This window comes from Vibrio fujianensis (genome assembly GCF_002749895.1).
Classification (GTDB): domain Bacteria; phylum Pseudomonadota; class Gammaproteobacteria; order Enterobacterales; family Vibrionaceae; genus Vibrio; species Vibrio fujianensis.
Window position 1 is genome coordinate 478,401 of the sequence record NZ_NBUS01000043.1, and the last position, 7,003, is coordinate 485,403.

Consider the following 7,003-nt stretch of genomic DNA (forward strand, 5'->3'; position numbering starts at 1 on the left):
TGCGCTGTATTTGCTGGATAAGTTGATGGCATTCATTATCGTTGCGCTCTGGTAGCAGAAGAATAAACTCCTCACCTGAAAAACGTGCCAATGTGTCTGTTTTATTTAGTTCTTTATGAATCGTTCTGGCGATGATTTTTAACGCTTTATCACCGGCTAAATAACCAAAACTTTCATTGATCGCTTTAAATTTATCAATATCGAGCACAGCGACACGTAAATGGTGTTGAGAACGAATCCAGCGGCGGTATTCCAGTTCCAGGTGATCATTAAATGCGGTTCGGTTGTACACTTTAGTTAGTGGATCTTGCAGTAAGCGTTGCGCTTGATCTTCTAAGCGACGTCGATAATCTTGAGTTAGTTCAAACAAGGCTTCCATTTGATTTTTGCTGTAATGCATCCGTTCAATTAATGCTTGCTCTCGTTGTTGAGCTTGATCGAGACGTTCTGATAATGATGTGATTTCTCCGAATAAGCTATTCAATGCTGCTGTTGTCGTGGGCGATTCCAGTTTGTTTAATTCATGCTGTCCACGAGTAACTAACTGGTTTAATTCTTGATTGATTTCTTGCCGGTGAACGTAGTTCTCGGTACTTTGCTGTAAATTTTGTCCGGCACTTTTTAGGTTTTTGATTAATGCAGTATTCACTTGCTGTAAAAATTTTTCAGAGCTTTTTCGTTCGTATTGAGTACCGTCAATAACCAGCCTTAATACTTGTAAGGCGAGTTCTAACAAAGTGTCGCTATTAACACCAAGCAGTAATTTGGTTCGAATATCAGCCAGTAAATCGCCTGATTCTCCCTCAAAGTCCAGTTCGGTGATTAAATTTTGTAACTCACTGTTTAATTGAGTGAGTAAGGCATGCTCGCTCGTCGAGGGAAATGCTTGACTCAGTGTATGTGAGTTATGAGTCAAAATTTTCACTACCCGTTCATAAAGTCTCAGTAGGTGAATGGCTTGTGTCGTTTGAGCTGCTGGTTGAGCATGGGATTGGTTAAAGAGTTCTCGAAGATCACGTTTTATTTTTACTGGTATCCCGGGAATTTGCAGTAAAATATTACGGCTATGCTTGATCTGTGCATCCAGATTGTCAGTCTGTTGTTCCGTTGCTAACGAGTTCGGTTTCAACATGTGCTCCAGTACGGCTAAAGGAGAGAGAATGAAAACCTGCATTTATTGTTGTATGGCCAAGCGTTATCACGTTACGCAGCTTGATAAGCATAACGTCATGGCTTTTAGAGTAGACAGTGGAGGTAAACTCATCTCTTTTCATTCTACTTTCAAAGCGAAACGCATTTATCTAGCGTGATAACGACTGCCCAAGTTGACTGGATACTGGATATCTCTAGAACACCCATCAACAACACATGAATGAGGTTGTAACCCTGATCCTATTTACTTATTTGTCGATAATAACAAATAATTATCTCGCGTCACCTAGCTTTGCTGATTAACCGTACACTATTTATTCATCTTTTAGGAGTTTTTTGATGTCCTCCTCATTCTTACAAGATGAGTGAACTTTTATTAACCCCTGATTAATCGCTAACTGACAACATTTACGGATATGATTGGAGGCAAAGCTTGCGGCTGGCGCATTATCAATAGCTTTAAAATAGACCCAATGGCTGTTTTTATCTCTTAAGCTCAATCCGCGTGCGACACTCGTCGCCATGAGTAAGATGTCTAATAGTTCTTTATCATTAATGGCGGTATATGATCGTGGCAAGAATGGATAGTCTGCAATGCCAACCCGAATGGTTCGGTTGAGGGGTTGATCGGGCTGGAACTGTTCAATCCAAGTTTGAATTTTATCAAATAACATTTCAGGTGGTTGTGCGCGATCACTATTGGCTTCTATATATAATAAGTTGGCATCAGAAAAATGGTATAGACGAGAAGGATCGGTTAAGTGGGTCTTCAAAAAAGCGCCTAGTGCATGTTCCATTTCGACACCACGACTGTAGCCATATTGCAGGTACATGTTACGTAGCAAGGGAAGATCGATCATGACGAAACGCAGTCGATCATTGAGCGGTTCATGGATCAATTCACCAATATGCCACTGTTCATAATTATGACTGCTGCGTTGTAATGACGAAAGAAGTTGAGTATTGAGCATTCTTAAATTGGGTAATCGTGAACGAGAGTGAGTAAATAAGTTGTTGTTGAGTTCATCAATCTCATCCTGTTGTCGTTGGATGACATAACCTCGGCGCATCAAAAATAAAAACAAAATGATACAGATGATAAACAGTGAAAAGGCAATTTTTTGAAATTTGCTGTATTCCTGCTGAGTTTCCAATAACGCCTTTTCTTGGCCAACTAGATGCAACGCCTGTTCAGCAAATTCTTTTTGTTGCCGGAAGGCATCTTCGCTAATTTGATTGAGTTTATTTTGACGAATTTGCGCAATAGAATTACTACGCTTGATATTGTCTAATGCTTGGGCGTATTGTCCTTTTTGTTCATAGCCTAATGACAGCAGTCGATAAGCTTGCTCCTGTGTGGTTAAGTCACTTAAAGATTCGGCTACATTGAGTGCCTGTTGAGCATAGTGAATGACGCGTTGGCTATTTTGTTGCGAATAGGCGAGGCCAGCATTGAGCAGAGCAGCTTGACCTTGTAGTTTTGGCATCGGGTGGGTTTGTAATAGATCTTGTGCTAAGAACAAATATTGTTCTGCTAAGGGATAGTTATATAACTGTAAATAAGTAGCGGCTAAGTTTAACCTTACCTCAATCACGTTGGTGATATTGATGTCACTACTTTCATGATCAATCGCATTAAAATAATGCACGAGCGCTAAATTGTATTTACCTTGTTGATAATACACATCACCCATCCGTTTTAGTACCGCAGCTAAAACGGGAGATTTCTCATAATTACCATAAAATTCTGCAGCTTGAGAAAGATGAATCAATGTTTTATCAAAAACTCTTCGTTCATAAAAAAGTTGTGCGAGTAAGGTGTTAGCTTTGGCCAGTTGAGCGCTGGCATCAATTTCAATCGCTTTCCAATAGGCAATCAGCAACTCGGATAGTGCTAGATTATATCGTTCATGCCTAAGATAATGTTCCCCCACGACGATATGATAATCAATCATCGGTTTTTGAGCAGATAACGACTCAATATAAGGTTTTACTTCAAGAAATAAACGGTTCGCTAATTGGACATCGTTGGCTTGTGATGCAATTTCCGCCCTTAGCATGGTGGTTTGATAATCGATCTCTTTAGTTAAGCGGCTACTCTCCTTGAGCGATTCATATCGGGCGATAATGTCTCGCAATTGGGCTCGAGCTGCACTGGCATTGCCATCGAAACGCCACTGTAAACGAACCGTTAATATATCAACACTTAATTCGAGATAAGGTAATTGATATTGAATCGCGAGCTGTTTGGCATTCTCTAACCATTCAAAAGCGGCTTCTCTATGACCAAGACGAAATTCAGCGTTCGCCAGTATTTTTATTGCCTCAATGCTGCTTCCTGGCGTTCGAATGCGACTGTCGGTTTCATCTCTGCTGATACTGGCGGGATTTTTTTCTGCTTTATCGGCTAATTTTCGCTGTTGAAGATAGTCTTGTGCGAGCGCCTTAGCTTGTATCGGGGAAATGTCAATTAAGCTATAGGCTTCATTTAGCATAGGAGAAGAATAAACGGCTGCGTAAGCCCAGCTAGGTAGACAAAGCAGTAACGTCACCAAACCACGATATATCCAGCGGAAAGATTGCATCCTAAACCGATTCCTTTTATTGGCGAGCCATACGTAAATTATGCGTTGGGGTGGCATGATGGGTAGAGCGGAACGGATTAATGTCCAGACCGCCTCGGCGAGTATATCGAGCTAGAACGGTGAGTTGTTCAGGATGACAGTACCGACAAATATCGGTAAAAATCCGTTCAACGCATTGTTCATGAAACTCATTGTGTTCGCGGAATGAGACGATATAGCGCAGTAAAGCCTCCCGGTGTATCTGTGGCCCTCGATAAGTAATTTCGATACTTCCCCAATCGGGTTGATTGGTAATTAAGCAGTTAGATTTGAGTAAATGACTATGTAGCGTTTCTTCGACAACCTCAGAACTGACCGCATGGCATAATGTATCCGGGTTAAATTGATAATCGGTAATGATTATATCTTGCTCATCAATGCATTCTCCTTGCATGGTTGCAATGGGTTGATGTGTATAGTGAGCGAGAGGGTAAAGTTGTACGCTAACAATCTCTCCTGCGCATTGAGACAGATCCTGACTTAAACATTCCTGTACCGCTTGCCAAGACGAAAATTGGGTTTGATTTAAGCTATTGAGGTAAAGCTTGAAGGATTTAGACTCAATTAAATTGATACTGGTGGCAGGAATCATCACCTCACCAATAGCGACTTGAGGCAGCCCTTTGTTATTGAGCCATGAAAGCTCATACAGTGTCCAGATATCACACCCAGTGAATGGTAATGACTCACCAAGTTTGAGTTGTTCTCGATTTAAACGACGAGGCACCGGTTGCAGTAAATGGGGATCATACCGATGGCTATAATCGGTTTTTTTGCCTAGCGTCAGTCCTGCTAGCTCTTTTGCTTCAGAATATTTGCTCATCATTTATCGTCAATTCGATTAGAATATGAGGAATTTTACGCAATATGACCGCTGGTGTCACTGGCTGTCTGTGCTTTGCAATGGAGAACCGCATGACTAATTTAGTCACCCGAGCCTTATTATCTTTTACACAGCGTTACTCTAACGCCTACTTTCAGCGCTATCAAACTTTACCTTGTAGCCATGACCTCGTGGGGTTAGCTTCCGTGTGTATTCAAGAGCAAGAGGACGATAAGGTTTATTGGCAAGCACAGCAACGAAATAGTATCGCGTCTCTCGCTTCGGTGGAACAAGGAATGGAGTTAACCCTTCATCCTGACATTGATCCTTTTTATGGCACACAATATTGTGCGGATATGCCAGCTTTGTGGCGAGATCAAGCATTAACACTAGTACAAGTCTGGAATGAAGATGATTATGTCAGGCTACAAGAAAATATACTTGGTCATCTTGTCATGCAACGACGCCTTAAACAAAAACCAACCGTTTTTATCGCGACAACCGATGATGATATGACGGTAATTTCCATTTGTAACTTAACCGGGAACGTCATTCGAGAAACGTTAGGTCGTAAGCATAGAGAGGTGCTTTGCATGGATGTGGTGGACTTTTTAAATCAACTTAAACCCGCGGTGTAACTTTTATGGCTTATGTAGTAGAGCTCGAATTTGAATGCTTTGATAATACGACTATCAGTGCGGTCGATAAAGCGGTTAATGGGTTAATGGAAGCATTGCGTTTCAATGGCCAAGTACTTGGTCGTGAATTTCCATTAGTACTCGGTGAAGGGGAGTTTTTTCTTCGAGCGGTGTGTCCTGAACAAGACAGTTTGCATCCTAAATACCATTCAGATTTTGTTAAAGTCTCTCTAGAACGTTTGTCTGAGGCATGTTTACTTGCTCCGAAAGTCCGCTTATTAGGAAGGGATATCAATTCAGAGCAAGCTGCGGATTCCGTATCACCGAGTTGGCAAGTGCTTTATACCACGTATCTGCATACTTGTTCTCCATTGCGTAGCGGTGAAACATTATTACCTATTCCTTTATATCGCCATCCAGCGACATTTAACGGCGATCATAAAGCGGTCATAAAATGGCAAACCGAGTGGCAGGCATGTGATGAAATTCAAATGGCTGGTGGTTGTAAAGCGGAACACGCTGCATTGGATGAGCTGTGTGAAATACAGAGTGACTTATTTCGTCGTGGCTGGGATTTGCGAGGAAGAATTGAGTATTTAACCAAAATTCCGACCTATTATTACCAATATCGAGTCGGAGGGACGAGTTTAGCGGCTGAAAAAGCCCGTCCTTGCCCTAAATGTGGTGGTATGTGGTTACTTAAAGAACCCTTGCATGACATTTTCCATTTTAAGTGCGATCAATGTCGTATCGTGTCGAATATTTCGTGGGATTATCTGAAAAACTAAAACAGGTTAGTTGCCTCATTTATTAAATGAGGCGAGATAAAAAGGAAATAATCGCTACTTGACGTTGCAGTGATATCGGTTGCGTTCGGTTGGCCAAACTATATTGTGTCGGGCTTGACGACATTGTGTCTGGCTTCACTTAGTTACCGTCGGCCTGCAACGCCAAGTTGTTCGGGTTTATCTTATGACTGTTTTTGAGGCGTCGTTGAGTTTACCAGCCTTTTACTGAACCACCATGGAAGATGGTTGACGCTGCGTTTGCGACTTCATCGGTTTGGTATGCCTTGAGGAAGTTCTGTACATTTTCAGCGTTGACGTTATCTTGCCGTGCAACTAGCAAGTTGACATAAGGTGACTCTTTGTCTTCGACAAAAATCCCATCTTTTTCGGGAGTCAAGTTGATAGAGCTGGCGTAAGTGGTATTGATAATGGCCAATGTTACATCATCCAGTGCGCGAGGCAGTTGTGCCGCATCAAGTTCCATAATGCGCACACCTTGGGGATTTTCGATGATGTCACGGACCGTGGCCAATAGACCAACGTTCTCACGTAGCGTGATTAACCCCTGCTGTTCAAGTAACAGGAGTGATCGGCCAAGATTGGTTGGGTCATTCGGTACCGCAATACGAGCTCCTTGTTCTATTTCATCGATGTTTTTGATCTGTTTTGAATAGCCAGCGATAGGATAGACAAAAGTATTACCAACAATGGCCAATTTATAGCCACGGTCAGCGATTTGTTTGTCGAGGTAAGGTTTGTGCTGGAATGCATTGATATCAATTGAACCATCATCTAATGCCGCATTAGGGGTAACGTAGTCTGTGAAGGTAACCAGTTCGACATTCAGGTTATATTTTTCTTTGGCAATTTTGGCGGCAACCTCTGCAACTTGAGCTTCGGCACCGGCAATGACCCCAACTTTGACGCTATTGACATCGACATTTTTTTCACCACAGCCAGACAAAACCAGCGCTGATG

The 7,003-nt window shown here is 42.0% G+C and carries 5 protein-coding genes and 1 pseudogene; 2 read left to right on the forward strand and 4 right to left on the reverse strand.

Annotation, left to right across the window (positions count from 1 at the left end; genetic code table 11):
- The 3 genes and pseudogenes from B7C60_RS13025 to queF all read right to left on the reverse strand — a co-directional run.
- Positions 1-1,162 (reverse strand): annotated as a pseudogene (locus B7C60_RS13025) (GGDEF domain-containing protein); the annotation flags it as partial.
- A 304-nt stretch (positions 1,163-1,466) separates the two neighbouring features.
- On the reverse strand, positions 1,467-3,737 hold the full coding sequence (locus B7C60_RS13030; RefSeq protein WP_099612010.1) for a tetratricopeptide repeat protein: 2,271 nt from the start codon (positions 3,735-3,737) through the stop codon (positions 1,467-1,469).
- A gap of 16 nt (positions 3,738-3,753) precedes the next feature.
- Positions 3,754-4,599, reverse strand: a complete 846-nt coding sequence (gene queF, locus B7C60_RS13035) for an NADPH-dependent 7-cyano-7-deazaguanine reductase QueF (protein WP_099612048.1) — start codon at positions 4,597-4,599, stop codon at positions 3,754-3,756.
- A gap of 92 nt (positions 4,600-4,691) precedes the next feature.
- Here queF and syd point away from each other — a divergent pair, with 92 nt between their 5' ends.
- On the forward strand, positions 4,692-5,237 hold the full coding sequence (gene syd, locus B7C60_RS13040) for a SecY-interacting protein (protein WP_099612011.1): 546 nt from the start codon (positions 4,692-4,694) through the stop codon (positions 5,235-5,237).
- 5 nt (positions 5,238-5,242) lie between these two features.
- The gene (locus B7C60_RS13045; protein WP_099612012.1) at positions 5,243-6,025 is read left to right on the forward strand and encodes a Zn-ribbon-containing protein; all 783 of its coding nucleotides are present in this window, start codon (positions 5,243-5,245) and stop codon (positions 6,023-6,025) included.
- Between the two features lie 211 nt (positions 6,026-6,236).
- Here the strand turns inward: B7C60_RS13045 and B7C60_RS13050 are convergent.
- Positions 6,237-7,003: MetQ/NlpA family lipoprotein (locus B7C60_RS13050; RefSeq protein ID WP_245869378.1), on the reverse strand; the 767-nt coding region annotated here is incomplete at its 5' end.

What these genes read in the sequence shown, in the direction of transcription:
- B7C60_RS13030 (WP_099612010.1), bottom strand. Translation starts at nt 3,737, where the DNA reads ATGCAATCTTTCCGCTGGATATATCGTGGTTTGGTGACGTTACTGCTT.
- queF (WP_099612048.1), bottom strand. Translation starts at nt 4,599, where the DNA reads ATGAGCAAATATTCTGAAGCAAAAGAGCTAGCAGGACTGACGCTAGGC.
- syd (WP_099612011.1), top strand. Translation starts at nt 4,692, where the DNA reads ATGACTAATTTAGTCACCCGAGCCTTATTATCTTTTACACAGCGTTAC.
- B7C60_RS13045 (WP_099612012.1), top strand. Translation starts at nt 5,243, where the DNA reads ATGGCTTATGTAGTAGAGCTCGAATTTGAATGCTTTGATAATACGACT.